The 26,602-nt window shown below is 71.1% G+C and carries 23 protein-coding genes and 1 tRNA gene; 8 read left to right on the top strand and 16 right to left on the bottom strand.

Annotated elements, in window-relative coordinates:
* Positions 1-112: 112 nt before the first annotated feature.
* Positions 113-189: transfer RNA gene (locus tag SM447_RS10440), tRNA-Thr, on the bottom strand.
* Between the two features lie 319 nt (positions 190-508).
* Here SM447_RS10440 and SM447_RS10435 point away from each other — a divergent pair.
* Positions 509-1,600 (top strand): ABC transporter ATP-binding protein, encoded by a 1,092-nt coding sequence (locus SM447_RS10435; RefSeq protein WP_474572550.1) that lies wholly within the window; start codon positions 509-511, stop codon positions 1,598-1,600.
* A gap of 64 nt (positions 1,601-1,664) precedes the next feature.
* On the opposite strand, the gene rlmB is transcribed toward SM447_RS10435, so the two are convergent.
* Together rlmB and cysS are read right to left on the bottom strand one after the other, a co-directional pair.
* Positions 1,665-2,786: a 23S rRNA (guanosine(2251)-2'-O)-methyltransferase RlmB gene (gene rlmB, locus SM447_RS10430; RefSeq protein ID WP_474572549.1), complete on the bottom strand. Its 1,122-nt coding sequence runs from the start codon at positions 2,784-2,786 to the stop codon at positions 1,665-1,667.
* Positions 2,786-4,201 carry a cysteine--tRNA ligase gene (gene cysS / locus SM447_RS10425; protein WP_474572548.1) on the bottom strand — a complete coding sequence of 472 codons (1,416 nt, stop codon included), beginning with the start codon at positions 4,199-4,201 and terminating at the stop codon, positions 2,786-2,788. Before cysS ends, rlmB begins: the two co-directional genes overlap by 1 nt.
* A 61-nt stretch (positions 4,202-4,262) precedes the next feature.
* Between cysS and SM447_RS10420 the strand changes: the two genes are divergently transcribed.
* The gene (locus SM447_RS10420; RefSeq protein ID WP_474572547.1) at positions 4,263-4,940 is read left to right on the top strand and encodes an IclR family transcriptional regulator; all 678 of its coding nucleotides are present in this window, start codon (positions 4,263-4,265) and stop codon (positions 4,938-4,940) included.
* Between the two features lie 241 nt (positions 4,941-5,181).
* The gene (locus tag SM447_RS10415) at positions 5,182-6,084 is read left to right on the top strand and encodes an endonuclease domain-containing protein (RefSeq protein WP_474572546.1); all 903 of its coding nucleotides are present in this window, start codon (positions 5,182-5,184) and stop codon (positions 6,082-6,084) included.
* 74 nt (positions 6,085-6,158) lie between these two features.
* Here SM447_RS10415 and SM447_RS10410 read toward each other — a convergent pair whose 3' ends face one another.
* Both SM447_RS10410 and SM447_RS10405 read right to left on the bottom strand, forming a co-directional pair.
* Positions 6,159-7,892, bottom strand: a complete 1,734-nt coding sequence (locus SM447_RS10410; protein WP_474572545.1) for a S8 family peptidase — start codon at positions 7,890-7,892, stop codon at positions 6,159-6,161.
* Between the two features lie 68 nt (positions 7,893-7,960).
* Positions 7,961-8,665: an HAD family hydrolase gene (locus tag SM447_RS10405; RefSeq protein ID WP_474572544.1), complete on the bottom strand. Its 705-nt coding sequence runs from the start codon at positions 8,663-8,665 to the stop codon at positions 7,961-7,963.
* 195 nt (positions 8,666-8,860) lie between these two features.
* On the opposite strand from SM447_RS10405, the gene SM447_RS10400 reads away from it, so the two are divergent.
* The gene (locus SM447_RS10400; protein ID WP_474572543.1) at positions 8,861-9,790 is read left to right on the top strand and encodes an AfsR/SARP family transcriptional regulator; all 930 of its coding nucleotides are present in this window, start codon (positions 8,861-8,863) and stop codon (positions 9,788-9,790) included.
* On the opposite strand, the gene SM447_RS10395 is transcribed toward SM447_RS10400, so the two are convergent.
* Positions 9,752-11,392, bottom strand: a complete 1,641-nt coding sequence (locus tag SM447_RS10395; protein ID WP_474572542.1) for a vanadium-dependent haloperoxidase — start codon at positions 11,390-11,392, stop codon at positions 9,752-9,754. The two genes, SM447_RS10400 and SM447_RS10395, sit on opposite strands and share 39 nt — an antisense overlap.
* Positions 11,393-11,587: 195 nt before the next feature.
* On the bottom strand, positions 11,588-12,550 hold the full coding sequence (locus tag SM447_RS10390; protein WP_474572541.1) for an EamA family transporter: 963 nt from the start codon (positions 12,548-12,550) through the stop codon (positions 11,588-11,590).
* Positions 12,551-12,632: 82 nt separating this feature from the next.
* Between SM447_RS10390 and SM447_RS10385 the strand changes: the two genes are divergently transcribed.
* Positions 12,633-13,178 (top strand): CGNR zinc finger domain-containing protein, encoded by a 546-nt coding sequence (locus tag SM447_RS10385; RefSeq protein ID WP_474572540.1) that lies wholly within the window; start codon positions 12,633-12,635, stop codon positions 13,176-13,178.
* A 40-nt stretch (positions 13,179-13,218) separates the two neighbouring features.
* On the opposite strand, the gene SM447_RS10380 is transcribed toward SM447_RS10385, so the two are convergent.
* From SM447_RS10380 to SM447_RS10370, 3 genes are read right to left on the bottom strand one after another with little or no spacing between them, the layout of a single operon-like run.
* Positions 13,219-13,614 carry a pyridoxamine 5'-phosphate oxidase family protein gene (locus SM447_RS10380; protein ID WP_474572539.1) on the bottom strand — a complete coding sequence of 132 codons (396 nt, stop codon included), beginning with the start codon at positions 13,612-13,614 and terminating at the stop codon, positions 13,219-13,221.
* Positions 13,611-13,796: a DUF397 domain-containing protein gene (locus SM447_RS10375; RefSeq protein ID WP_474572538.1), complete on the bottom strand. Its 186-nt coding sequence runs from the start codon at positions 13,794-13,796 to the stop codon at positions 13,611-13,613. Before SM447_RS10375 ends, SM447_RS10380 begins: the two co-directional genes overlap by 4 nt.
* The gene (locus SM447_RS10370; protein WP_474572537.1) at positions 13,787-14,059 is read right to left on the bottom strand and encodes a Scr1 family TA system antitoxin-like transcriptional regulator; all 273 of its coding nucleotides are present in this window, start codon (positions 14,057-14,059) and stop codon (positions 13,787-13,789) included. Before SM447_RS10370 ends, SM447_RS10375 begins: the two co-directional genes overlap by 10 nt.
* On the opposite strand from SM447_RS10370, the gene SM447_RS10365 reads away from it, so the two are divergent.
* A complete protein-coding gene (locus tag SM447_RS10365) occupies positions 14,004-14,192 on the top strand; it encodes a hypothetical protein (RefSeq protein ID WP_474572828.1) in 189 nt (62 codons plus the stop codon). The two genes, SM447_RS10370 and SM447_RS10365, sit on opposite strands and share 56 nt — an antisense overlap.
* 107 nt (positions 14,193-14,299) lie before the next feature.
* Here SM447_RS10365 and SM447_RS10360 read toward each other — a convergent pair whose 3' ends face one another.
* The 5 genes from SM447_RS10360 to SM447_RS10340 form a co-directional block, all read right to left on the bottom strand.
* A complete protein-coding gene (locus SM447_RS10360) occupies positions 14,300-15,709 on the bottom strand; it encodes a class II fumarate hydratase (protein ID WP_474572536.1) in 1,410 nt (469 codons plus the stop codon).
* A gap of 40 nt (positions 15,710-15,749) precedes the next feature.
* Positions 15,750-18,731 (bottom strand): AfsR/SARP family transcriptional regulator, encoded by a 2,982-nt coding sequence (locus tag SM447_RS10355; protein WP_474572535.1) that lies wholly within the window; start codon positions 18,729-18,731, stop codon positions 15,750-15,752.
* A gap of 191 nt (positions 18,732-18,922) precedes the next feature.
* Entirely contained in the window at positions 18,923-20,587 is a 1,665-nt protein-coding gene (locus tag SM447_RS10350) for a fumarate hydratase (RefSeq protein WP_474572534.1), read from the bottom strand.
* 135 nt (positions 20,588-20,722) lie between these two features.
* A complete protein-coding gene (locus SM447_RS10345) occupies positions 20,723-22,180 on the bottom strand; it encodes an outer membrane protein assembly factor BamB family protein (protein ID WP_474572533.1) in 1,458 nt (485 codons plus the stop codon).
* Between the two features lie 76 nt (positions 22,181-22,256).
* Entirely contained in the window at positions 22,257-23,576 is a 1,320-nt protein-coding gene (locus SM447_RS10340; protein WP_474572808.1) for an MFS transporter, read from the bottom strand.
* 84 nt (positions 23,577-23,660) lie between these two features.
* Between SM447_RS10340 and SM447_RS10335 the strand changes: the two genes are divergently transcribed.
* On the top strand, positions 23,661-24,647 hold the full coding sequence (locus SM447_RS10335; protein WP_474572532.1) for an ArsR/SmtB family transcription factor: 987 nt from the start codon (positions 23,661-23,663) through the stop codon (positions 24,645-24,647).
* Positions 24,648-24,712: 65 nt separating this feature from the next.
* Here SM447_RS10335 and SM447_RS10330 read toward each other — a convergent pair whose 3' ends face one another.
* Entirely contained in the window at positions 24,713-25,198 is a 486-nt protein-coding gene (locus SM447_RS10330) for an Lrp/AsnC family transcriptional regulator (RefSeq protein WP_474572531.1), read from the bottom strand.
* A gap of 143 nt (positions 25,199-25,341) precedes the next feature.
* Here SM447_RS10330 and hppD point away from each other — a divergent pair, with 143 nt between their 5' ends.
* Positions 25,342-26,547 (top strand): 4-hydroxyphenylpyruvate dioxygenase, encoded by a 1,206-nt coding sequence (gene hppD / locus SM447_RS10325; RefSeq protein ID WP_474572530.1) that lies wholly within the window; start codon positions 25,342-25,344, stop codon positions 26,545-26,547.
* Positions 26,548-26,602 lie beyond the last annotated feature (55 nt).

Below are 26,602 nucleotides of genomic sequence, written 5' to 3'. Positions count from 1 at the left end.
GACGCCCCTGGTCGTGATGACGGCGTGACGGGTGGAGGCGGAGCCTAACGGTCCCGTCTGAACACCCGGCCACGCCGAGGTGTCCGCCCGGTGCGCCGAAGGGTGATACCGATGGAGCCCCCGGCCGGGATCGAACCGGCGACATCCCGCTTACAAGGCGGGTGCTCTGGCCAGCTGAGCTACAGGGGCGTTGTGTCGTGGCCAGCATAGCGACCGACGTCCGGTTTTCCTGCTCGGCAGGGCTCCCGAGCATGGGAAACGTCAACATCCCGACCCGCGAGCGTCGATTCATGTCCGACCGTGCCCGACTGACCGGAATGCGAATGCTTCGGAAGTACCGGCCACCGGTGGACCTTGGCATCGCGACGAAAGCCGTTTACCGTGCAGTGACACGGCCGACACGGGCTCGTCCCGCGCCGGCCGTGGCGCCGGTACGGGCATCCGTGCCGGTCGCTCCCTTACTCGGATCGTCCGGCACGTTCCTGCCGGTGAGAGGAAGCGTTTCTTCATGGCTACGGTCACCTACGCGAAGGCGTCCCGGATCTACCCGGGCACCGAACGCCCCGCGGTCAACCAGCTCGACCTCCAGATCGGCGACGGCGAGTTCCTCGTCCTCGTCGGCCCCTCCGGCTGCGGTAAGTCCACCAGCCTGCGCATGCTCGCCGGCCTGGAGGACGTCGACGACGGCGCGATCTTCATCGACGACCGGGACGTCACCCACCTGCCGCCGAAGGCCCGCGACATCGCCATGGTCTTCCAGAACTACGCCCTCTACCCGCACATGACGGTGTACGAGAACATGGCGTTCGCGCTCAAGCTGCGCAAGACCTCCAAGTCCGAGATCGATCGGCGGGTCAAGGAGGCGGCGGCGCTGCTCCAGCTGGAGGAGTACCTCAGCCGTAAGCCGAAGGCGCTCTCCGGCGGTCAGCGCCAGCGGGTCGCGATGGGCCGGGCCATCGTCCGGGAGCCGCAGGTCTTCCTGATGGACGAGCCGCTGTCGAACCTCGACGCCAAGCTGCGGGTGCAGACCCGTACGCAGATCGCCTCGCTCCAGGCCAAGCTCGGCATCACCACCGTCTACGTGACCCACGACCAGGTCGAGGCCATGACCATGGGTCACCGGGTGGCGGTCATGCTCGACGGTGTGCTCCAGCAGGTCGACACCCCCCGGACGCTCTACGACACCCCGGCGAACGTCTTCGTCGCCGGCTTCATCGGCTCGCCCGCCATGAACATCAAGACCGTGCCGTTCAGCGAGCAGGGCGCGGCCTTCGCCGAGATGTTCGTCCCGCTCACCCGCGAGCAGGCCGAGGCGGCCAACGCCGAGGGCGGTAACGGCAAGGTGACCGTTGGCTTCCGTCCGGAGGACTGCGACATCGTCAGCCCGACCGAGGGTGGCATGCCGGTCGTGGTCGAGCTGGTCGAGGACCTCGGCTCGGACGCCAACGTCTACGGCCACGCCGCGCTCGACGGCGCCTCCGAGCGGTTCGTCGTCCGGACCGACCGGCGGACCATGCCGAACATGGGCGACACGATCTTCGTGAAGCCGCGTACCGGTCAGAGCCACGTCTTCCACGCCGCCACCGGGCAGCGCATCTGAGGTAGCAACCGCGAAGGGGCGGTCCGCCGATGGCGGGCCGCCCCTTCCGCGTACGCTCCGGTTCTCAGTGACCGGCGGCCCGGCGGCGCGCCACCTCGGCCAGGGTGACGGCGGCGGCCACGCTCGCGTTGAGCGACTCCACCTCCGAGATCATCGGAATGCTGACGGTGAGGTCGCAGGTCTGCCCGACCAGCCGGGACAGCCCTCGTCCCTCCGAGCCGACCACCACGACCAGCGGACCGACCGCCGCCTCCAGGTCGTACAGATCCATCTCCCCGTCGGCGTCCAGGCCGACCACCACGAACCCGGCGTCCTGGCAGGCCTTGAGCGACCGGGTCAGGTTGGTCACCTGGGCCACCGGCACCCGGGCCGCCGCACCGGCGCTGGTCCGCCAGGCGGTCGCGGTGATTCCGGCCGCCCGCCGCTCCGGTACGAAGACACCCTGCGCGCCGAAGGCGGCGGCGGACCGGATCACCGCGCCGAGGTTGCGCGGATCGGTGACCCCGTCCAGCGCCACCAGCAACGGCGCCGAGTGCTCCAGCGCCGCGGCGATCAGATCGTCAAACGGCTCGTACGCGAACGGCGGCACCTGCAGACCGACGCCCTGGTGCAGCACACCACCGGTCATCCGGTCCAGCTCGGCGCGGCTGACCTCCAGGATCGCGACGCCCCGGTCGGCGGCGGTACGGATGATCTCCTTGACCCGGTCGTCGACGTCGATGCCCTGCGCCGTGTAGAGCGCGGTCGCGGGAACCTGCGTGCGCAGCGCCTCCAGCACCGGGTTGCGACCGACCAGCAGTTCGGGCGAGTCCTTCGCCGGGTTCGACTTGCGCCCCGGCGCGACCCGGGGGCCGCTGCGCCCGGCGGGCTGCTTGCCGCGGGCCGGCTTGGCGGCGGCCACGCCCCGACCCCCACCCTTGCCCCAGGTGGTGTCCTTGGTGCCGGGCTTGCCGATCTTCGGTGCCCGCCCTTCCTCGGCCGCCGCCCGGCGCTCCTTCTCCTGCTTCCAGGCGGTGCGCTGCGGCAGCTTCTCGGTGCCGGAGTACGCCTTGTGCCAGGGCCGCTCGTCGGCCGGTAGGGTCCGCCCCCGGCCGGCGAGGGAGTCCCGGTTCTTACCGCCGGACCCCTTGGGGGCGTTGGCCTTCGACGTCACCCGCCGGCCACGGCGCTGCGAATTGCCGGCCATCAGTCATGCTCTCCAATAGTCCAACGCGGTCCCTGTGGGGTGTCCTCGACAACCACTCCGGCCCGCTTGAGTTGATCCCGCAACGCGTCGGCGGCGGCCCAGTCCTTGCGGACCCGGGCCTGCGCGCGCTGTTCCAGCGCCAGGGCGACCAGCGAGTCCACCACGCCACGGAGGTCGCTCGCCCGGGCGCCGCCGGTCCACGCCGGGTCGAGAGGGTCGACTCCGAGGATATCCAGCATCGCCCGGACATCGGCGAGTGTGGTGCGGACGGTCACATCGTCCCCGCCGGCCAGCGCGTTGTTGCCGTCGCGCAGCACGTCGTGCAGCACGGCCAGCGCGGCCGAGGTGTTCAGGTCGTCGTTCATCGCGGCGGCGAAGGCGGCGGGCAGCCCACCGAGACCGCCGGCACCGACCCGCTCCGCGGCCCGCTGCACGAAACCCTCGATCCGCCGGTAGGCGACGGCGGCCTCGCGCAGCGCCTCCTCCGAGTAGTCGATCCGGGAGCGGTAGTGCGCGGCCACGTAGTAGTAGCGCAGCTCGACCGGGCGTACCCCGAGGGAGGCGACGTAGTCCAGGTCGAGGGCGTTCCCCAGGGACTTGCCCATCTTCGTCCCACCGATGCCGAGCAGGCCGTGGTGCACCCAGTACCGGGCGAAGGGCAGGCCGGCGGCCTGCGACTGGGCCAGCTCGTTCTCGTGGTGCGGGAAGGTCAGGTCGAGCCCGCCGCCGTGGATGTCGAACTCCGCGCCGAGGTAGCGCCGGCACATGGCCGAGCACTCGATGTGCCAGCCGGGCCGGCCCGGACCCCACGGCGACGGCCAGTAGGCGTCCGCCGGCTCATCCGGCTTGGCACCCTTCCAGAGGGCGAAGTCACGGGGGTCGCGCTTGCCCCGGTCCGGTGCGTCACCGGCGGACTGCATGTCGTCCGGCGACTGGTTGGACAACGCGCCGTACGACGGCCAGGAGCACACGTCGAAGTAGACGTCACCCGAGCCGTCGGTGGCCGGGTAGGCGTGGCCCCGCTCGATCAGCTGCGCGATCAGTTCGTGCATCTCCGGGACGTGCCCGGTGGCGCGCGGCTCGTAGGTCGGTGGCAGCACGTTCAACGCCCGGTACGCCGCGGCGAGCTTCAGCTCGTTGGCGTACGCGATCGACCAGAACGGGCGTCCCTGCTCCTGCGCCTTGACCAGGATCTTGTCGTCGATGTCGGTCACGTTGCGGATGAAGGTGACCTGGAGGCCGGCGGCCAGCAACCAGCGCCGCAGCACGTCGTAGTTGACGCCGGAGCGAAGGTGACCGATGTGCGGCGGCGCCTGGAGGGTGAGACCACACAGGTAGACCCCCACCTTGCCGGCTTCCCGCGGAACGAAGTCCCGCACCGATCTGGCGGCGGTGTCATACAGGCGTAGCGTCACCGTACAAGGGTAGCCGTCCGCCGTTGCCCGGTCGCCTGAGCCTGGCCGTACCCTGCTGGTCGTGAGCACCGCAGCGACACCCGGCACCGATCCGCCACCCCCCGTCACCGGTGGCGAGGCGTCGCTGACCCTGGACCGGGGCCTGCGGCTGCTGCACCTGGTGGCGGAGGTCCCGGGCGGGCTGACCGTCACCGAGGCGGCGAACCGGCTGGGCATCGGTCGGGCCGCCGTCTACCGGCTGATCGGCCCGCTGGCCGGGCACGGAATGCTGCGCCGGGACGCCGACGGTCGGCTGCGCCTCGGCGCCGGCGTGCTGCACCTGGCCCGACGGGCCCAACCGCTGCTCGCCGAGGGGGCGCTGCCCGCGCTGCGGCGGCTCGCCGAACAGGCCGGAGCCACCGCCCACCTGACGGTGGTGGAGGGCGGCGAGGGGGTCGCGCTCGCGGTGGTGGAGCCGAGCTGGACGTCGTTCCACGTCGCGTACCGGACCGGGGCACGGCATCCACTGGAACGCGGTGCCGCCGGGCGGGCCATCCTCGCCGGCCGGTCGGGCGACGCCGGCCCGGTGAGCACCGCCGGTGAACTGCAACCCGGCGCGTACGGGGTGGCCGCGCCGGTGCTCGGAGTGCCCGGCCTGGAGGCGAGCGTCGGGGTGGTGGCACTGGCTCCGCTGGACGCCGAGGCGGTGGGCGCCCAGGTGCTGGCCGCCGCCACCGCCATCGCCACCGCCCTGACCTGACCCCGCCCCGCCATTCCTGCCGCGTCACGACTTGCGGCAAGTCGGGCCCAAAATCCGGCTCGAAGGCCCAGGATGCCGCAAGTCGTGACCAACCTCTTCGCGGGTGGCCGGGGCCCGCGGGTCAGGGCATAGCACATTCGGCGGTGCCGGGGAGGGTTGTCCACAGGTGAGCGCCGCCGCCCTGTCCGCGGTTATCCACAGGGGCTGCCGTAGCGGTCTCCCGGCACGCAGGCTTTCGTCCATGCCAGTTCAAGCAAACCGACCGGGAGTTCTGGCGTGGCAGGTCTTCCGTGGCTCGGACGCCGTCCACCGGGGCCTGCTCACCGCCCACCAGCTCCGCAGTTCCGCCTGGCTGCGGTTACGGCGCGACATCTACGCCGATTCCCGGCTCGATCGCGATCACGCCCTGGCCTGCCGCGCGGTCGCGTTGCAACTGCCGGTCGGGGCGGCGTTCGCCGGCCCGTCGGCGGCGTACCTGCACGGAGTCGAGCACGCCGCAGGTTTCGCCGACCACGTGCATGTCCTGACTCCGGCTCCCGCCGGGGTGCGCAGCCAACGCGGCCTGCAGGTGCACACGATGTCTCGGGAGCCGTTGGTCGGGCAAGCCCGACCGGGCATCCTGCCCCGCACCGACCCGGCTCGGGCGGCCTGGGAGAGTGCCGTCTGGCTGGAGCCGACCAGGGCGATCGGAATAGTTGACACGCTGCTCGGCAAAGGGCTCACCACTCGGGCGGCGCTCGCGGAGGTCGCGGCCCTGAACGAGAGTCGCCCCGGCGTACGTCGGGCGAGTTGGCTGTTCGATCTGGCCGAGCCGGCGGCTCAGTCACCGGCTGAGTCGCACCTGCGCATCCGGCTGGTGCTGGCCGGTCTGCCCCGACCGGTGGTGCAACATCCGGTGCGGGTGTCCGGCGGCCTGGTGCTGCATCCCGACCTCGCCTGGCCCGACTTCCGCGTGGCGGTGGAGTACGACGGGCAGTGGCATTCGGACCCTGAGCAGTTGCATCGGGACCGACAGCGCCTCAACCGCCTCGTCAACGCGGGCTGGCTGGTGCTGCACGTGACCGCTCGCCGTCTCTACCGAGACTTTCCGGGCATCATCCGAGAGGTCCGCGCCGCGCTCCTCAACCGCGGGTGGCGCCGGTGACAGCCGGTGGCTGGGCGGAAGAACTCCCGCCCAGCCACACTGCCGTTCATCGGAACGAGCGCTTCGCGGCCCGGTTACCGACGCTTGAGCGGGGTGGTCACCGCCGCATACGCGTCGACGATGCCGTACCCGTAGAAGCCGTTGAAGTTGAGCCCACCCGCACAGTACGCGTCGTAGGTCTCGTCGAGGCCCTCGTCGCGGTACTGCTGGAGCCTCGGCTCCGGGCAGGGGCGTTCCGCGGCCGTCCGGTACAGGTGCTGCTCGACCAGGTCCGGGTTCATGCCGTAGCCGGCTCGGCCCTGCTGCTTGCCGTAACGGCTGACGATCAGCGCGGCAACGCCCGAGGCGTGCGGCGCCGCCATCGAGGTGCCCTGGAGGTAGCGGTAGTAGCCGCATTCACCGTCGGGCTTGCAGTCCTTGAAGACCCGGTCGGCGACCCGCGGATCGATGTTGCCGTCCGCGTCGACCAGCGGGTCCGGGATCGTGGACGAGATCGGCAGCCGCTGGAGCACGTGCTTGGGGTAGGTCGAGAGGATCCGGTTGGACTGGGCACCGAAGGTCGGCGTACCGAATCCGTCCAGCGAGAAGCCACCCGGCGCGGCCACCGAGATCTGTTCCGTGCCGTAGTTCGAGAAGTGCGCCTTGCGACCCGACGGACCGACGGACGACACCCCGATCACGTGCGGGCCCTCGACCGGCAGGTCCCAGCAGCTGTCGTTGTCGATCTCCCGGGGATACGCGGGGATCGGCCCGTAGTCGGGGCTGGACGTGTCGGTCCGCGGCACGCCGAGATCCTCGTGGTTGTTGCCCAGTGCGCCGACCAGCGTCACGCCCCGGTTGTGCGCGAACGTCAACGCCCGCTTCATCGCCTTGATGATGGCCCGCTGCTCGGCCTGGGCCTCCGGAGAGTCGGCCGGGTTGGCCGTGCAGTTGTAGAGCCACGGGTCGACGTAGAAGGACATGTTCACCACGTCGAGGCCCGCCTTGCCGGCGTGCAACAACGAGTTGACCACCGGCTCCAGGAAGAAGTACCCGGAGTCCTGCCCGCCCTTGAGCTGGACGATCGAGACCTTGGGAGCGACACCGGACACACCGAAGCCGTTCGCCGCCGCGCCGATCGTGCCCGCGACGTGGGTGCCGTGTCCGTTGTCGTCGGTGCCCACCGGGTCGAGACAGCCGGGCACCTCGCAGGGACCGTCGATATCGGTCATGTCCGGCGCGAAGTTGCGGGACAGGCGCCAGTCGAAGTTCGGTGCGAGATCCGGGTGGCTGGCGTCGACGCCGGTGTCCAGCACACCGACGAGCACCCGCCGGTCGCCGGGTTCGATCTTGCGGGAGTCGTCGGCCCGGATCATGTCCAGGCCCCACAGCTTCTCGTCTAGCGGATCCATCCTCTTCCCCCGCGCGTGGCTAGTCGCGGGGCCGCCAGCCTTGGCAGCGGAGGCTCGGGCCGCAGCGGCCGGGACCGGACCTTCCTGCTCGACCGGGTCCACCTTCGGCTTTCGGCCGATGGCCCGCTGCTCGGCGGCGCCGACCAGTGGTCCGGCGGCGAGGACCTGACGCGCGAAATCGGTCCGGTCGCTGACCACCCGGTAGACCCCGACCTCGTCGGCCCGGGCTACCACCGTGCCGCCCGCAGCATGGATGGCGGCGAGGGCGGTGTCGGCGTCGACCCCGTCCTCGGCCACGACCGTGAAGGTCACCGTCGCGGCGGTTCCGGCGGTCGCCGGCTTCCCGGGGCCGGTCACCGCCGACAGGGTCAGCGCCACTGCGACAGCGACGGCACCGGCGGTGAAACGCTTGCTCACCACATCGAATCCTCTCGTTGAGGGACGTGGCGTCATCGAACAACACCCGGCCGGTTTACGCCAGCCAGCTACCCGACAGCTCGCGGAGCACCTGCCTCGTCCGCGAGAGCCGTCAACACTCCGGGCAGCAGGGTCAACGTGGACACTTCGGCGTCCGGCCGGATCTCCGGCGGGCAGGGCAGGCCCTTGCGGTTGAGCCACACTCCGCACAGCCCTGCCCGCTGCGGCCCGACCACGTCGTGCGTGACCGAGTCGCCGACGTACGCCACTTGCTCGGGCGGCACCCCGGCGGCCGCGACCACCGCCGCGTAGAACGCCGGATCCGGCTTCTTGGGTAGGCCGTTCTCGTGCGCGTACACCTCGAAGGTGAACTCGCCCGCGAGCCCGCAGCGCCCGGCGCGGCTGTTGCCGTTGGTGGCGAAGCCCAGCATCCAGCGTTCGCGCAGCGCGGCGAGCGCCGGCAGCACGTCCGGATAGGGCCGGGTCAGCGCGAACCGCCGGGCGAAGAAGAGCGCCGTCACGTCCTCCAGGTACCCGTCGAGCCCGGCCCGGGCCAACGACCGGGCGAGCGCCGCCCGCCGAATTTCCTGCACCGGCGCTGCAGCGTTAATGCCGAAGGCGAGGTGCCAGTCCGACTCCAGGTCGGCGAGCGAAACCCGGGCCGCCGGGTTCAGTCTGCCCATCTCATCGAGTACGGCCATCAGCCCACCGGTCACCGCGGGGCGCAGGTCGAGCAGGGTCTCGTCGGCGTCGAACACCACAGTGGTCACCACCGGAGCATCGTCCCAGCCGACGTCCGGGGCCGCCGTTCCCCGTACCTGTTCGCCGATACGTATCAACTGAACGTGTCATTGCCACTGCATGATGCAACTTCTATGGTTGCAGCAGCTTGACGTTCTCCTCGACACGGGGGCTGGAGGACATGTGGGAGCTGTTCCGTTCGGATGCCCGGACGTCCGGTGGGCGAGGTGAGGATTCGCCTGCTCGGCCCGCTCACCGTGCACGGCGAGGAGGGCGCGAGACGGCCCGATGGTAAACGGGCACGGTCGTTGCTGGCACTGCTCCTGCTCCACGCCAACGCGCTGGTCCCGGTGAACCAGATCGTGGACGAGGTCTGGGGCGTCGATCCGCCGCGGACGGTCCGCACCCAGGTGCACGGGCAGATCTCGCTGCTACGGCGCTTCCTTCGGGCGGTGCCCGGCGTCGAGTTGCACACGCTCGCGACCGGCTACCTGCTCCGGGCCGACGTGACCGACATCGACGTCACGGAGTTCCGGCAGCGCGTCCAACGAGGACGGGCACTGGTCGCCCTGGGGCGACCGCAGGCCGCGGCGGAGGTTTTTCGGGAAGCGCTTCGGCTGCACACCGGGCCTCCTCTCGGTGACGTCGACGCACCGTTCGTTCCGGCGGCGGCCGCCCGGCTCGAGGAGGAGCGGTTCACGGTGTTGACCGAGCTGATCGGGCTTGAGCTGCACGAGGGACGGCACCATGAGCTGATCCCGAAGCTCACCGCACTCGTGGAACAGCACCCGCTGCGCGAGTCGATGTGGCGGCACCTGGTGATCGCCCTGCACGCCGCAGGCCGGCGCGGCGAGGCGATGGCGGCCTTTCATCGCGCCCGGATGCTTCTCCGCGAGGAACTGGGGCTGGACCCGGGGGCGGAGCTGACCTCGGCGTACCAGAACCTTCTCCACGCCGATCCGGTGACGGGTGGGCAGGACGCCGGCCTCTCGGATGCCCTGGTCCGGCTCAACGAGGTCGAGCAGGCGCTCCAGGACATCCGCCGGCTTCTCCTGGGGTGGACGACGCCGGCGGCGCGGTCGAAGGGCCCGACCACGCCGCCAATCGCGCACCTCAGGTCAGACGGTGGAGCACCGAACCCCGAGATCGCGGCGTGAGCCGTCGCGGAGCAGCACCGTGAAGGTCCAGGTCTGTCCCGCACAGGACTTCGGCACCGAGACGGCGATCTCGTACCGGCCGTTCGCGAAGGTGACGGCGCCCGCCGTGGCGGGTCGTCCGTTCCACGAGGCACCCACGACGGCCCCAGGATCGGTAACCGGAGCGCTGCCGGCGGTCAGCTTGAACCCGACCGTGAACGACGACGGCGCGGCGGCGTCCGGGATCGACGTGCCCACCTTCGCGCCGTTCTCGTAGAAGCCGTCGAACGTGTACGAGGCGGTCGGGCGAAGGACGCTGGCGGTGACGTGGTTCGCCAACGCGGTGCCGGACGAGAGTCCGCTGTCCGCGTCGAACTGGTAGTGGACGCCGAGCCAGATGCGACTGCGCGCGTTCTCGGTCGCCGCGGCGCTGAAGGTGGAGAAGTTGCGGACTACACCGACCGCGTGCGGATCCTCGGTGGTGGCGGCGAAGTTGAAGGTGTCCGCGCCGAAGAAGCCTCTCATCGCGCCCGCCCACGCGGCACCGAAGGTGGCGTGTCCGGACGTGTAGGCGGGGAATGGCGGCGAGAACCGCACATTGTTCCGGTCGGCCGACAGGGGCAGCCAGGCCGCGTCGGCGACCGTGTCGCTCCGACTGTCCTCGTTGGCCCGCTGGATCGCGGTCTCCGGCCGCCACAGGTCCACGTCGGTCTGGTACTTCGCGTCCCACGCCACGATCGCCGCGTCTCCCATGGCGATGCCGACCAGGCCGAAGAGCCGCGCGTTACCGGCCTGCGTGAGCTTGGCCGCCTTCGCGACGATCTGGGTGTGGGCGAACAACTGGCCCGGCGGCTTGTAGGTCCCGTCAAGGTCGTTGGCCCAGAACCAGGCGGCCTGGGTCTGATCGGTGGTCCGGGTGGTGCTGTTGTAGCGGCCCAGTCCCTTCACCTCGTTGAGCTGGTCCGCGTACGCCTGGCTGGCGAGCAGGGTGGCGTAGCTGGAGTGACCGGCCGGCGGCCCGGGCCGGAACTGGGTGTTAGAGGTCATGGCGAACGGCCTGACCAGTCCCCAGCTCGGCGTGGCCGGCGCGCCGGAGCCGGTGCGGCGCCACTGACCCGGAACGGTCCCGTCGGCGTAGGTCGAGATGTCCGGGGCACCGTCGTTGGCGCGGAAGCTGATCATCGCCTGGGCGCTGGCCGAGCCGATGCGCTGCCCGTCGGTTCGGGCCGGGGAACTGGCGATGCCATCCTGGGCAGCGGCCAGGTCGGCGCTGAAGTTCCGCTGCGGATAAATGCTGCGCAGCGTGTCGTACGCCGCGTAGTCGATCGCGGTTGCCAGATCCGGTGTCACGCCCGGCGTGGGCGTGACCGTGATCCGGTACTGCCGGCCCAGGCACCGGTCGGTACCCGTTGCGCAGAGCGCCGAGTTCGCGGCGTCGTAGATGGCGCCGTGCACCATCGCGCCGGCCCTGGCCAGCGGCCCGGGTGCCCCGCCCTCCTGCCGATAGGTCCGGAGCAGGACGTCGTTCCAGTAGAGGACGTGGTCGGCGGGCCCGGCGGCCGATGCGGGCACGGCGGGTGCCACCGCAGCGACGGTGCCGAGACTGACGGCCGTGAGCGCCAATGCGCTCCATCGGCGAGGGGACGTACGCAGCCAGCCCAATGAGACTCCTCGGTCAGCGAACTGATCGACCGTGGGTGATGTCCACGGTCACCGAGATCCTGGGTGGGACGGCTACGACACCACTACGCCGCCGCTACCGCAACGGAGGTGGTGCGGTAGCGGCGGCTGTGGTGCTCGGTCGTCGAGCCCGGGGCGTCACCGGTTCACGGTCAGCACGGGCTCCCCGGCGATGGGCGGCGCGGCGGCTCCGCGCAGCTCGTCGAGGCGGACCAGCGCCACGCCCGCGACGATCAGCAACCCGCCGAACAGTTGGACGATCGTGGGCAGCTCGCCCAGTACCAACCAGGCGATCAGCACCGCGAACATCACCTCGGTCAGCCCGACGAACGAGGCCAACCGGGAACCGAGCAACCGCACCGCCGCGATCCCGGCCAGGTAGGCGACCACCGCGGCCACCAGCGTCAGGCCGGCGATCGGTACCAGCCAGCTGGTCTGTCCGCCGGCGAACTGCACGGTGTCGAAGGTGGCCCGCAGCGGCAGCGCGCCGGACAGGCCGAGCAGCAACAGCACGCCGGCACCGGCGGCCATCCCGCCACTGGCCATGACCACCGACGGCAGGGCGGGATCGACCCGGCCGGCCAGCACGAAGTAACCCGCCAGGCCGACCGCGGCACCCAGCCCCCAGAGCACGCCGACCGGGTCGAGTCGGCCGGCCCCGGTCAGGTCGAGCACGAAGACCAGGCCGACCATGGCCGCCGCCGAGCCGGCGACGGTCAGCCGGTGGGGCCGCTGACCCTGCACCAGCCAGGTCCACCCCACGACCAGGATGATGCCGAGATACTCCAGCAGCAGCGCGACACCGACCGGCAGGTAACGCACGGCGTTGAAGAAACACGCCTGGGCGACCGCGACCCCGAGCAGCCCGAACACGCCGATCGACGCGAGATTACGGCGCAGCACCGACCACCGTCCCCGCAGGACGAGCATGGCGGGTACGGCCAGCACCAAGGCGGCGATGCCGACCCGGGCGATGACGACCGCCTCGGCCGACCAGCCGGCGTCGATCAGCGACCGGGCGAAGGTGCCGGAGGTGGCAAAGGTGATCGCGGAGAGCAGTGCCAGTGCGAGGCCGGCACCCGCGGCGGGCGGTTGACGCATGGACTCTCCTTGGCACGGTGGCCCGCCATGGGCAAAATAGGTTACGCCGATGACGCTAGACGGGGCCAGGACAGGAGTCAAGTTGCTTTTCGCCCATGACACCGAGTGCTCGTTGATCGCCGCCGCCGCGCTGGTGAACACCGCCGGCTCCGACGGCGAAGGGCTCCCGGACGTCCCCGCCCTGGACGCCTTCTTCACCGCCCACTCCTACAGCGGGCGGCACGAGCACACCGAGGCCGAGCTGCGGGCGGTGCGGGCGCTGCGGCCCCGCCTGCGCCGGATCTGGTACGCCGAGGTCGACGAGGTCGTGTCGATCGTCAACGCCCTGCTGCGTGAGCACCGCGCGCTGCCTCAGCTCATCACGCACGACGCCGAGCCGTACCACCTGCACGCCGTACCCCGGGACGCCCCGCTGGCCACCCGGATGGCGGTCGAGGCGGCGATGGCGATCGCGGACGTGGTACGCGGCGGCGAACTGCGGCGGCTGCGTCTCTGCGACCACCCCGACTGCGACAACGTGCTGGTCGACCTGTCGAAGAACCGCTCCCGCCGGTTCTGTGAGGCCGGCTGCGGCAACCGGGCCGCGGTCAGCGCATACCGCGCCCGCAAGGCCGCCGCCCGCTCCTGACCCCGGTCGCCGGAGACGTCACCTGCGCCGATCGGTCCGGTCAGTGGGCGCGGCCGGCCATCAACCAGCGGGTCACCGCGATCCGGAGCAGCACGTAGCGGCCGTCCGGGCCGTCCACCGTGACGTCCCACCCGTCGTACCGGCGGCGGAGCCCCTCGACCACGTACGGCGGGAAAGGCTGCCGGACGATGCTCGCCGTGCCCTCCGCGACGACCGGCGCGTTCCCGTCGGGCAGCGCCAGCGACACCCGTGGATCGGCGGCGATGTTGCGAACCTTCCGGTTGCGTTCGCCGGTGCCGATCCACCATTCATTCTGGACGTAGAGGAACCAGACCGGCGTCAGGTGCGGCGAGCCGTCCGGCCGCAGCGTGCAGAGCCAGACGACCTGATCCCGCTCCAGTCGCTCCCGCACCTCCGCCGTGGGCGAGGTGGTCACGCCCGTCGCGGCGGTGCCGCGACAAAGACCCGCCAGGCGTACGCCTCGAAGTTCAGCACCGGCCCCGCCGGATCCTTACTGTCCCGCACCCCCACCACCCGCAGATCCGTCGCCACCTCAACGCAGTCGTTGGACTGTGAGCTTTGGCTGCTCTTGCGCCAGCACCACCCGTTCAGACCCACGATTCGGCCATCTCCCTTGTCAACCTGATCGACTCCTGCGGAGGCAGTGCCACGCCCAACGTAGCTTCCCAGACGGCATGCAGTCGTTCGAGAGCTGTCGACTCCTGCAACTCGTGTGTCTTAACCTGGCCGCCGAGACAGCCCAGCTCGCTGCCGTCCGGAAGGGTCGCGATCACGAAGCCACCGCCGAGGGCGGGGTATTCCTCGGTGGAGTTCGGAACGACGAGCACGGTCACCCGACCCGACCGGATCTCGCTCAGCATCTACCTCTGTGCGGTGCTGCACGAGGCTGCCGCCGACCTGTACCGCCTGAACCCGCAGGACGCTCCCGATCCGGCCACGCTCTTCGCCCCCTTCCTCGGCTGGGCGCCCAGGTGCCGACCGGTTGACGGCTGATCGACTCCGGATGCGGCATCCTGCGGTATCCGGGCAGTCGGATGGCCACAACATGCCGCATCTGGAGTCGATCAAGCCGGGCCGACAGGACGGGTCGGCGGGCCGGATCAGGGGTGGGTCATGCGGAGCAGGTCGAGCGCCTCCTCCAACTGGGTCTCCGAGAGCTTGCCGGAGTCGACGTGGCCCCGCGAGATCACCACCTCCTTGATGGAGATCTGCTTCGCCAGTGCCTCCTTGGCGATCGAGGCGGCCTCGTCGTAGCCGAGGTGACGGTTGAGCGGGGTGACGATCGACGGCGAGCCCTCGGCGTACGAGAGGCAGACCTCGGCGTCCGCGACCAGACCGACCACGCAACGGTCGGCGAGCAGGCGGCTCGATGCGGAGATCAGCCGGATCGACTCCAGGATGTTGCGGCCCATCACCGGCAGCATGACGTTCAGCTCGAAGTCGCCCTGCGACCCGGCGAAGGCCACGGTCGCGTCGTTCCCGACCACCTGCGCACAGACCTGGCGGACGGCCTCGCAGACCACCGGATTGACCTTGCCGGGCATGATCGACGAGCCCGGCTGGAGGTCCGGGATGCGCAGCTCGCGCAGGCCGGCGCGGGGGCCGGAACCCATCCAGCGGATGTCGTTGGCGATCTTGTACAGGCCGACCGCGACGGTCCGCAGCTGCCCCGAGGTCTCCACCAGGGCGTCCCGGGCACCCTGCGCCTCGAAGTGGTTGCGCGCCTCGGTCAACGGCAGGCCGGTCGAGGCGCGCAGCTTGTCGATCACGCGGGCGGCGAAACCGAGCGGGGTGTTGATGCCGGTGCCCACCGCCGTGCCACCCAGGGGCAGTTCCGCCAGGCGGGGCAGCACTCCCTCCAGCCGCTCGATGCCGTAGCGGACCTGGGCGGCGTATCCACCGAACTCCTGCCCGAGGGTCACCGGGGTGGCGTCCATCAGGTGCGTGCGCCCGGCCTTGACCACGGTCTCGAACTCCTCGGCCTTCGCCTCCAGCGCGCCAGCCAGGTGGGAAAGTGCCGGGAGCAGGTCTCGCGACACGGCCTCCGTGGCGGCCAGGTGGATCGAGGACGGGAAGACGTCGTTGCTGGACTGCGACGCGTTCACGTCGTCGTTCGGGTGGACGTCCCGGCCCAGCTCACGGCCGGCCAGCGTGGCGATCACCTCGTTGGTGTTCATGTTGGACGACGTGCCCGAGCCGGTCTGGAACACGTCCACCGGGAACTGGTCGTCGTACCCGCCGTCGGCCACGTGCGCGGCGGCGGCGGCGATCGCCGCGGCCACGTTCGCGTCGATCACCCCCAGGTCGCCGTTGACCTCGGCGGCAGCGCCCTTGATCTGGGCCAGCGCCCGGATCTGGGCCGGTTCGATGCCGCGGCCCGAGATCGGGAAGTTCTGCACCGCCCGCTGTGTCTGCGCCCGCCACAACGCCTCGGCGGGCACCTCCACCTCGCCCATCGAGTCGCGTTCGATCCGATAACCCGTGCCCTCTGGAGTCGTCACGCGTACCATCCTGCCCCGCCCGGCACCGACTCGCAGATGATCGCGAGAGTCAGTCGTCCAGCTCGGCGAGCAAACTCCGCACCGTCTCCTGCTCCGGTACGTCGAGCTGCTGGAACAGGGCCAGTGCCCGAGCCCAGTGCGAGCGGGCCGCTGCCGGATCGGTGGAACGCAGGCAGCGGGCGATGCCGTCGAGTGCTCGTGCCTGCTCGTAGCGGTGGTTGATCCGGGCGGCGTCGAGCAGCACCCGACCGAAGAGGTCCTGAGCGCTGCGTACGTCACCCTGGTCGAGGATGGCGAGGGCCAGCAGGTTGCGGGAACCGCACTGGCCGACGAGATCGCCGGCCTCGCTCATCGCGATGAACGCCTGGCGGTGCAACGTCGCCGCCTCGTCAGTGCGGCCGGCCTCGCGCTCCATCACCCCCAACTCGTTGAGCAACTCGCCCTCGTCGAACCGGTTCTTGGCCGCACTGTGCGCGAGAAGCGCCGCTCGCAGCAGTCGACGGGCCGGTCCGACGTCGCCCATCCGGTGCCGGATGATGCCGACGTGCCCCATGGCGTTCGCCAACTGCCGACGGTCACCGACCTCGCGGGCCAGCAGCAGGTGCTGGCGGCCGAGTCGTAGCGCCTCGTGGTAGCGGCCCCAGGTGCACATGAGATGCGTCATGTTGTTGAGCAGAGCGCTGCGGGCGGCCAATTGGTTACCACCCCGTGGGACCGCCGCCGCCTCCTGAAAGTATTCAAGACCACGGCGAGGGCCACCCTCGGCGTAGTTGTTGCTACCAAGGTTCCACAGCACGCTTCTCAGCAGGTCGGGTGGACCGCTGCTGCGGCACAACTCGAGGGCCTGCTGCAGCAGGGCGATGGCATGCGCGAACCGGGCACGCCGGAAGTGGGCCGACGCCAGGTAGTTCAACATCAGCGCCTGCGCGGACTCGTCACCGACCGCCTGCGCCGACCGGAGGCCCACCTGATGTGTCTCGATCAACTCGTCCAGGTGCCCGCCGTTGTAGAACAGCCGCCAGCTCGCCCGGGCGAGCTGCCAGGCGCGCTCCGGGTACTCCGTGTCGGCCAGCGCGGGCATGGCGACCAGCGCGGACCGGTTGTCGTCGAACCAGGCCAGCCCCCGCGCCACATCAACCCTGACCAGGTCAGGGCGGGACGGGTCGGACAGGCGGAGCGTACGCCTGGTGCCGGGTGACTCGGTCTCGCGGCCGAGCGCCGCCGCCACGTACAGATGGTGCTCCAGCAGCCGGCCGAGCGCCTCACGCCGCTCCGGCGAGTGGGCGGGGTCGGCCAGCAGCGTCCGGGAGTACTCGCGGACCAGGTCGTGCAGTCGGTAGCGGCCCGGCTCGGGCTCGTCAACCAGGTGGGCGTCGACCAGCTCGTCCAGCACGTCCTGTGCCTCGGCCAGTGGCAGGTCGGCCAGGGCGGCGGCGGTGGTGGCGTCCAGGCGTATCCCCGGATGCAGCCCGAGCAGTCGGAAGACGCGCTGGGCCGGCGGCGACACCTGGGCGAACGACAACGCGAATGCGTCACCGACCGAGCGTTGCCCGGCGACCAGCTCGGCCAGCGTGTCCCGGGCACCGCCGAGCCGGTCGGCCAGGTCGACGACCCGCCACCGCGGACGGTGCACCAGTCGCGCGCCGGCCAGGCGAATCGCCAGCGGCAGATATCCGCAGCGGCGTACCACCTCGGCGGCCGCGGCACGCTCCGCCGCGATCCGCTCCTCGCCGGCCACCCGACCGAGCAGCTCGATCGCCTCGTCGGGATCGAGCACCGGCAGTGAGGAGGGTCGTCCCTCGTCGAGGCCGACCAGTCGACGTCGGCTGGTGATCAGCGTGAGGCAGCCGGCACCGCTGGGCAACAGCGGCGCCACCTGCGCGGCGGAGGCGGCGTTGTCCAGTAGCACCAGGGCTCGCCGGTCGGCCAGTTCGGTCCGCCAGATGGCCAACCGGTCATCCAGGTAGACCGGGATCCGCTCGGCCGGAACCCCGAGTTGCCGCAGCAACGTGGCAAGTGCCGCCGACGGACTCAGTGGTGTCCGCTCGCTGTGCCCGTGCAGATCGATGAAGAGATGCGCGTCGGGGTAGCGTTCCGCGATCCGGTTGGCCACGTGTACCGCCAGGGTGGTCTTGCCGCTGCCCGCCATGCCGTCGATCAGCTGGATCCGGGTCTCACCCTCCTCGATCTCCTTGACCAACCGGGCGATCGTCTCCGCCCGTCCGGTGAAGTCACTGATCGCGTGGGGCAGGGCGCGGACGGGGACGGTGGCCCGCCGCTCGGACCCGGCGATCGCGAGGTCCCCGGCAAGCACCCGCTGGTGCAGTTCCTGTAGCGCCGCGCCCGGCTCGATGCCGAGTTCCTCCGCGTACAGGCCCCGCCCTTCCCGGTAGAGCCTGAGGGCATCAGCCTGCCGACCCACCGCGGCCAGGGCCAGCATGAGTTGCCCCCGGAGGCGTTCCCGCAGCGGATGCCGGTCCAGGTTCTCGGCCAGTTCGTCGAGCAGCGCCGCCGCGTGACCGAGACGTAGTTCGACGTCCACACACTCCTCGAGCGCTGTGAGACGCTGCTCGTCGAGTGCCTGGGCACGCCGCCGAACGCTTGCGTTCCGGATGCCGCTCAGCGCCGCGCCGCGCCACAACCGCAACGCCGCGCGGAACTGGCCACGCGCGTCGACCAGCCGGCCACGGGCGAGCATCCCCCGGGCGACCTCGATGCTCTGAGCGAAGACCTCGCTGTCCAGCTCACCCGGGGCGGTCCGCACGGCGTACCCGACGGGATCGGTGACGATGAGCTCCGGTGACAGGCCGAGTCGAGCGAATCGCTGCCGCAGTCGTGAGACGCACGTCTGCAACTGGGCGCGGGCGGTGGCCGGCGGGTCGTCCTCCCAGAGCGCGTCGATCAGTTCCTCGGCCGGCACGACACGATTGGCTCTGAGCAGCAGAACCGCGAGTACGGCCCGGTCCCTACCCGCGGTGACGGTGGCTTCGCCGTCTCCCACCCGCAGCGGACCCAGGATCCGAAACCGCATTCGCTCTCCCACCGGAATGACGCAACGCCCAGCAGAGTAGCCCGACCGTCACAGTACGCCCATTAATTTGATAGCGCTCTGAGAGACGTTCGACAGCGCCGGGGCGGAGACTCCTGCCGGTTGTCGATCTCGACATCCGACGGGGGCGGTGCGCCTGTCCGGCGAATGCGGACAGGCGCACCGATGTTCGCTCAGCGACGGCCGATGGTGAGGACCGGCTTGGTGACCTCGGCGAAGAAGTCGTTGCCCTTGTCGTCGACGACGATGAAGGCCGGGAAGTCCTCCACCTCGATCTTCCAGACCGCCTCCATGCCCAGCTCCGCGTACTCCAGAACCTCGACGTGCTTGATGCAGTCCTGGGCCAGGCGGGCGGCGGGACCGCCGATCGAACCGAGGTAGAAGCCGCCGTGCTGCTCGCAGGAGCGGGTCACCTGGGCCGACCGGTTGCCCTTGGCCAGCATCACCATCGACCCGCCGGCGGCCTGGAACTTCTCCACATAGGCGTCCATCCGACCGGCGGTGGTGGGGCCGAACGAGCCCGAGGCGTAGCCCTCCGGGGTCTTCGCCGGGCCGGCGTAGTAGACCGCGTGGTCGCGCAGGTACTGCGGCATCGGCTCGCCCGCGTCCAGCCGCTCGGCGATCTTCGCGTGGGCGATGTCCCGGGCCACCACCAGCGGGCCGCTCAGCGACAGCCGGGTCTTGACCGGGTACTTGGACAGCTCGGCGCGGATCTCGTCCATCGGCCGGTTCAGGTCGACGCGGACCACCTCGGTGGCGTCCAGCTGCGCCTCGGTGACCTCGGGCAGGAAGCGGGCCGGGTCGGTTTCGAGTCGCTCCAGCCACACGCCCGACGGGGTGATCTTCGCGACCGCCTGCCGGTCGGCCGAGCAGGAGACGGCGATCGCCACCGGGCAGGAGGCACCGTGCCGGGGCAGCCGCACCACCCGTACGTCGTGGCAGAAGTAGCGCCCGCCGAACTGCGCGCCGATGCCGAAGTTGCGGGTCAACTCCAGCACCTCGGCCTCAAGTTCCAGGTCCCGGAAGCCGTGCGCGGTCATCGAGCCGGAGGTGGGCAGCGCGTCGAGGTACTTCGCGGAGGCGTACTTGGCGGTCTTGAGGGCGTACTCGGCGCTGGTGCCGCCGATCACCACGGCCAGGTGGTACGGCGGGCAGGCGGAGGTGCCGATCAGCCGCAGCTTCTCCTCCAGGAACTGCATCATCCGCGTCGGGTTCAGCAGCGCCTTGGTCTCCTGGTAGAGGTACGACTTGTTGGCCGAGCCGCCGCCCTTGGCCATGAAGAGGAACTTGTACGCGTCCGGGTGGCCGTCCGGGTCCTCGGCGTACAGCTCGACCTGAGCGGGCAGGTTGCTGCCGGTGTTGCGCTCCTCCCACATGGTCAGCGGGGCGAGCTGTGAGTAGCGCAGGTTCAACCGGGTGTACGCCTGCCACACGCCGCGCGAGATCGCCTCGGCGTCGGTGCCGTCGGTGAGCACGTGCCGGCCCCGCTTGCCCATCACGATCGCGGTGCCGGTGTCCTGGCACATCGGGAGCACCCCGCCGGCGGCGATGTTGGCGTTACGCAGGAGGTCCAGCGCGACGAACCGGTCGTTCGGGGAGGCCGCCGGGTCATCGATGATCGACCGCAGCTGGGCGAGGTGCGCGGGACGCAGGAAGTGCGCGATGTCGTGCATCGCCTCGGCGGTCAGCGCGGTGAGAGCGGCCGGCTCCACCGTCAGGAACCGGCGACCGCCCGGACCGTTGACCACGTCGACGCCCTCGTCGGTGATCAGGCGGTACTCCGTCTGGTCCGGACCGGTCGGCAGCAGGGGGGCGTACGAGAAGTCGGCACCGCTCACGACGGCACTCCGCTTCGCTCCGTGCCGCCGTGAGGCACCACCGCACTGCGCTGATGATTCGCTCGCTGCCGCTCGCTCATGACGGCAAAGCCTAGGGCAGAAGGTTCGATCAGTCCCACCCGCCGGGGGGCGCGATCATTTGCCGGGGTCGGGGGCGGCACACAGCTCGTTCTTCGGGCCGCAGCTCTCCTGCGGCTGTGGGACGGTGCCGGTGCCGGCGGGCCCCGGGTTCACCCCGTCGGCGTCTCGCGGCGCTCCGCCCGCCGTCGCGCCGAAGCGGACGTACCCGATCTCCCGCCCCTCTCCGATGATCATGCCGGCGGGTCCGACGGCGAGGGCGTTCGCCGAGGTACGCAACGCGACGAGTTCCCGCCCGGTACGCGGGTCGAGCGCGACCAGCCGGTTGGGCTTCTCCTCGGTGACGATCGCCGCGTACGGGGTGAGCGCGGCACCCGCCTTCTCGCCGGCCGGGCGGTTCCAGCGGGTCCGGCCGGAACCGAGTTCCCGGGCCGAGATCCCGCCGCTGTCGGCGGTGCGCACCAGCGCGTACCGGTCGTCGACGGCGAGCACCCGTTCGGAGTCGGCGGTGACCAGCAGCAGCCGCCCGTCGTACCCGTCGAGCACCGCCTCCCGGCCGTCGGGCGAGACACCGAGCAGCACGTTGCGGGCACCGTACGGGTCCTCCCGCTGCACGCAACCGGCGCTGTCGGCGGTGCGCAGGTTGAGCCCGGACTGCCGCCACGCCTCCTGACCGGTGACCGAGTCCCGACCGGAGATCGCGAAGTAACAGTTGCCGTCCTGGGAGCGGGCCGCGATGCGCAGCAGTCGCCCACCGATCACGGCGAGCCGTTCGTCCCGGCCGGGCTCGACGTTCTGGAGCACCCGGCCGGTCGCGGTGTCGACCACGTGCACCCGGCCGTCGACCGGGAAGCCGAGCAGCGGCGGTACGGCCTCCGGGCCGGCCACCTCGCCGTCGATGCGGGCACTGCTGAGCCGGCGGGTGTCGAGCAGATTCGGATTGTCGGCGAGCAGACCGGTGCTGACCCCGGGCAGGAAGGCGGTCCACAGCGGAGCGGTCCCGCGCGGATCCCACGCGCTCAGCGTGCAGTCGGTGGCCTCCACGCAACGCGCGTCCAGCAGCAGGTTGCGGTAGGTCCAGACGGCGACGGCGTCGTCGTCGCGCCGGCGGGTCACCCCGGTGGTGGGGTCGAGCACCTCGTACCCCTTGACCAGCAGCTTGCCCACGACGACCACGGCTTCCTGACCGGCGCCCGCCACCGCGCTCCAGTCCGCCTTGCGTTCCCAGAGCTGGGTGCCGGCGGCCAGGCTGCGGGCCTCGACCCGGGTACGTTGCTCGACCACCACGGTCTCACCGGCGATGGTGACGCTGCGCGGCGTCCCGCCGATGCGCTGCTGCCAGACCACGTCCGGCTGGGAGATCGGCTGACGCCGGTTGACCCAGTCCCACATGGTCGGGAACGGGTTCCAGACTCCGGTGGCGGCGAGCACCACCACCGTGATCAGGCCGAGCAGTAGCCAGCCACGTACGCCGAGGCCGCTGCCCTTCGCCACCGGAACACGGTAGCCAGCCATGCCCGCCACCGCCCGCACCGCCCCGCGTGTCGCGTCGGTCGGTCGTGTCGGTCGGTCGTGTCGGCGGAGCCCTGACTCAGCGGTCAGCCGGCAGCACCGGAGCCGCCGATGCCGGCGTGCGGTCCACCGGAGGGGCCGGCTGACGCCTGCCGTCGGGAGTGAGGACGGGCCACAGGAGCAACGTCGCGACGACCGACGCGGCCCCGGCACCCGCCATCACGACCCCCGGCGCGAGCACCTCGCTCAACGCGCCGGCCGCTGCGGCGGAGAGTCCCTGTGCCGCCATCATTCCCGTGCTGACCAGTCCGAACGCCTGCCCCCGCCGCGCCTCGGGGACCGCGTCGAGGAACCGCCGGGCCAGCCCGAGCTGGTAGGCGAAGCCGGCGGTCGCCACCGTGAACAGGGCCGCCGCCGGCAGCAGCGCCGGCCGGACCACGAAGGCCAGCATCGGCACGCCCAGCAGCAGGGCGAGCCACGGCGTCCAGCGCTCCCGCCGGGCCGGTGCCATGAACCGTCCCACCAGCAGGTCACCGACGAGCATGCCGCCCGCACCGGCCATCAGCAGGACGCCGGCGCTGGCGCCCTGCCCCAGTTCGGCCGCGTACGGCACCGCCACCCCCTCGGCGCCGACCAGCAGCGATCCGGGCAGCCACTGGGCGAGCAGCAGCCCACGGATCCGGCGGTCGGCCAGCAACCGCCGGTTCACCCGCAGGGTCTCCCGGACCGCCCCCGCTCGTGGGCCGCGACCGGCCCGCGCGGCACCGGCGGCGCTGGCTCGGACGGCGCCGGCTCGGGCGGGGCGGCGGGTCAGACCCAGCCGCACCAGCAACGCGGAGAGGGCACAGGTCGCCGCGGTCAGCCAGAGAGCGCCGTACGGTCCGACCAGTCCGAGCAGCAGGCCACCGAGGGCGAAACCGGCCACCTGGGTGCCGCCGGCCGCCACGGTGAGCAGCGACCGCCCCAGCACGTACGCGTCGCCGCGCAGCACCTCGGGCAGCAGCGCGCTGCGCGAGGCGCTGCTCACCGGCCCGAAGAGGGCCACAACGGCGACCAGGCCGAGCATCGCCGTCGGGGACAGCACGCCCGTGGCGAGCACCACCACCATGACGAGCCGCAGCAGGTCGTAGCCGACGATCAGAGCGCGGGGCGGCCACCGGTCGGCCAGCGCCAGCAGGAACAGCCCGCCCAGGGCGTGCGGCAGGAATCCGGTCACGTACGCGAGCGCGGCCAGCAGGCCGGAGCCGGTGCGCTCGTACACCAGGACGGAGAGGGCGAGCATCTTCACCGTCTCGCCGATCATGTAGATCCCGAAGCCACCGAAGATCACCCGGAACTCGGCGACGGCGAAGACGTCCCGGAAGGTGGCCGGCCGGTCGGCCACCGGCGGCACACTCATGCTGCTGGTGTTGTTCACGCAAGCCAGCGTGGTGGCCCCGTACCGGCCGCTCTATCCTTTCGCTGGAGAGCGAAAGGTCGAGCGATGCGGATCGAGGTCACCCCGGCGGACGTGGCGGCCAGCCGGTACGCCATCTCGCCGCTGGGCGAGGCGGTCTGGGCACTGCGCGTCCACGCCGGCCAGCACGCCGTACCGGGGCTGTCGCCCTGGGTGGCCCGCACCCGATCGGTGTTCGAGCGGCTGCGCCGGGACCAGCCGGCGGTGGGTGCGTTGATGGCGTTGCTGCGCCGGGGTGGCTACAACGCCGACTTCATCCAGCCGCCGCCCGACGGCATCGGCCGTACCTTCGCCGACGAGCTGGCCGTGGTACGGGCCACGCCACTCGGGCAGGCTCGCGACGAACTGTCCCGCAACCTCGCCGGACTGCGCACCCCGCCGGCGTACGCCCGCCGGATCTACGACTCGCCCGACGTGGTGGACCGACTGGCCGACGCGATCGAGGCGTCCTGGGTGACGCTGGTGCAGCCGGACTGGCCGCGACTGCGGGCGGTGCTGGAACGGGACCTGGTGCACCGCGCGGGCCGCCTGCTGGCGTACGGCTGGGGGGCCGCCGTGGCGGACCTGGACCCGCGGCTGCGCTGGGTCTCCGGCGGTGGCCTCGGCGCGATCGAGGTGGCCGATCGCGATCCCCGCAGCTACTCGCTCGATGGCCGGGGTCTGCTCTTCATCCCCACGGTCTTCGGCGTGATGATCAACTACGTCGAGCCGCCGTGGCCGTTCGCCATCGTCTACCGGGCCTCCGGGGTGGCCGAACTGCTCGGGCCGCCCGACCCGGGGCGTCCCGAGGACGCGCTGGACCGGCTGGTCGGACGGTCCCGGGCGGCGGTGCTGCGCGCGCTCGCCCTGCCCGCCACCACCACCCAACTCGTCGTGCAACTCGGAATGAGCCTGGGCGGCGTCGGCGACCACCTGACCGTGCTACGCGACGCCGGCCTGGTCGACCGGGTCCGCTCCGGTCGGTCCGTCCGCTACCGCCGCACCCCGCTGGGCAACGCCCTCGCGGAGAACTGATCAGGCGTTTGGCGTTAACAAGGGGCCCTTCCTCTACCGGAGGCGTTAACAGGGGGCCCTTCCTTTCACCCAACCGCCGAGCGCAGCAGGGGGAGGACGCGGTAGGGAATCTGCTCGGCGAGGGCGATGATCGTGGAGGCACGGGTGATCCCCTCGTACGCCACGATCTGGTCGATCACCCGCTGGAGGTCCGTGTTCGAGCGGGCCACGATCCGGCAGAGCAGATCTCCCGAGCCGGTGATGGTGTGCGCCTCCAGCACCTCGGGGATGGCCGCCAGGTGGCGGGTCACCGGGTCGTGTCCGTGCCGTTGGCTGATCTCCAGGGTGACGAAACTCGTCACCGTGAAGCCGAGCGCGGCCGGACCGAGATCCGGCCCGAACCCGGCGATGACCCCCCGCCCGACCAGCTTGTCGAGCCGCGCCTGCACGGTGCCCCGGGCGACGTGGAGCCGGCGTGAGCACTCCAGCACCCCGATCCGGGGCTCCTCGGCGAGCAGCTCGATGAGGCGCACGTCCAGCTCGTCGAGCTGGGCAATCTGACCAGTGTTCATGCGTGAACACCATACCGTTTGTGCAACCTGACCAGCGTAGGCGGAGAGTGTTGCTCAGTGCGCCCGGTCACCGCGATGCTCGGCACAGCAGCACACGATCCCCGTCGGCCCACGAGGCCGGCCGGTACGCGAGGGAGGCCACCATGACCCAGGCGATCGACCGACCCCAGTCGACCGAGGAGGTGGACGTCGACGCCCTGATCGGCGCCGTCGACCACGACACCAGCGGCGACCCGTTCCCGGTGAAGGGCCTCGACCACGTCCGGTTCCTGGTGGGCAACGCCAAGCAGGCCGCGCACTACTACTCCACCGCGTTCGGGATGACCTGTGTCGCGTACCGGGGGCCGGAGCAGGGCTACCGCGACCACGCCGAATACGTGCTGACCAGCGGGTCGGCCCGGTTCGTGCTGACCGGCGCGGTGCGACCCGACGCCGAGGGCGCCGACCACGTCGCCCGACACAGCGACGGCGTCAGCGACATCGCGCTGGAGGTGCCCGACGTCGACGCCGGGTACGCGCACGCCATCGCCCAGGGCGCGACCGGCCTGGTGGAACCGCACGACGTGACCGACGAGCACGGCACCGTCCGGCTGGCCGCCATCGCCACGTACGGCGACACCCGGCACACCCTGGTCGACCGGTCCCGCTACCAGGGACCGTTCCTGCCCGGCTTCGCCGCGCGGGGCCCGATCGTGGACCGGCAGCCGATGATCGACGCCGGGGTTCAGCCGAAGCGCTTCTTCCAGGCGGTCGACCACGTGGTCGGCAACGTCGAGCTGGGCCGGATGGACGAGTGGGTCGAGTTCTACCGCCGGGTCATGGGCTTCACCAACATGGCGGAATTCATCGGCGACGACATCGCCACCGACTACTCGGCGCTGATGAGCAAGGTCGTCGCGAACGGCACCCGCAAGGTGAAGTTCCCGCTCAACGAGCCGGCCATCGCCAAGAAGAAGTCGCAGATCGACGAGTACCTGGAGTTCTACCAGGGCCCCGGCGCCCAGCACATCGCCGTGGCCACCAACGACATCCTGGCCAGCGTGGACGCGATGCGGGCGGCCGGCGTCGACTTCCTGGACACTCCCGACTCGTACTACGACGACCCGGAGCTGCGCGCCCGCATCGGCGAGGTACGCGTACCGATCGAGGAGCTCAAGGCCCGCAAGATCCTGGTAGACCGGGACGAGGACGGCTACCTGTTGCAGATCTTCACCAAGCCGGTGCAGGACCGGCCGACCGTCTTCTTCGAACTGATCGAGCGGCACGGCTCGCTCGGCTTCGGCAAGGGCAACTTCAAGGCGCTCTTCGAGGCCATCGAGCGGGAGCAGGAGAAGCGCGGCAACCTGTGAGCTGCCGGGCCGCCACGAACGCCCGCCGGAGCAGTCGTCGTTAAGGTGTCGAGGT

Source organism: Micromonospora aridisoli (assembly GCF_056150025.1).
This window is presented reverse-complemented; position numbering and strand designations above follow the sequence as displayed.